This is a genomic window from Cellulomonas sp., assembly GCF_017744555.1.
Taxonomy (GTDB): Bacteria; Actinomycetota; Actinomycetes; order Actinomycetales; family Cellulomonadaceae; genus Cellulomonas.
On sequence record NZ_JAGIBD010000117.1, the window covers coordinates 1 to 642 of the forward strand.

At 76.5% G+C, this 642-nt stretch carries 1 protein-coding gene; it reads left to right on the forward strand.

The annotated features are described in order from the left end of the window. A partial coding sequence (locus tag J7523_RS20460) for a glycosyltransferase family 2 protein (RefSeq protein ID WP_291890643.1) occupies positions 1 to 642 on the forward strand: 642 nt, incomplete at both ends.

Consider the following 642-nt stretch of genomic DNA (forward strand, 5'->3'; position numbering starts at 1 on the left):
CCTGGAACGCCGCGCACCGCCTCGGGGCGTGCCTCGACTCGCTCGCCGCGCAGACCGCCGCGCCCCGCCTCGAGGTGCTCGTGGTCGACAACGCGTCGGTCGACGGCACCGCGGGGCTGCTGGCGGCCCGCGACGACGTCCGCGTGCTGCGCACGCCCCGCAACCTGGGGTTCGCCGGCGGGCTCGCGGCCGCCGTCGAGGCGACGACCACGCCGTACCTCGTGCTGCTGAACGACGACGCGCGGTACGCGCCGGACGCCGTCGAGCAGCTGCTCGCCGCCGTCGAGGCACCCGACGCCACCCGGGTCGGCGGGGTGACGGCGAAGGTCCTGCTGAGCCGGGCCGACGAGGCGGGTCGCCGGCTCGTGAACTCGACCGGCAACGTCGTCGACCGGTGGGGCGCCGGTCAGGACCGCGACTGGCTCGCGGTCGACGGCACGGAGCGCGGCGGCGCCGACGTCTTCGGCGTCAACGGCGGGGCGTGCCTCCTGCGACGTGCCGCCGTCCTCGACGCCGGCGGCGTCGACGCCGACCTGTTCCTGTACTACGAGGACACCGACCTCTCGTGGCGCATGCGGGCGCGGGGCTGGACCGTGCGGTACGCACCGACCGCGGTGGCCGAGCACGACCACGCCTCGAGCA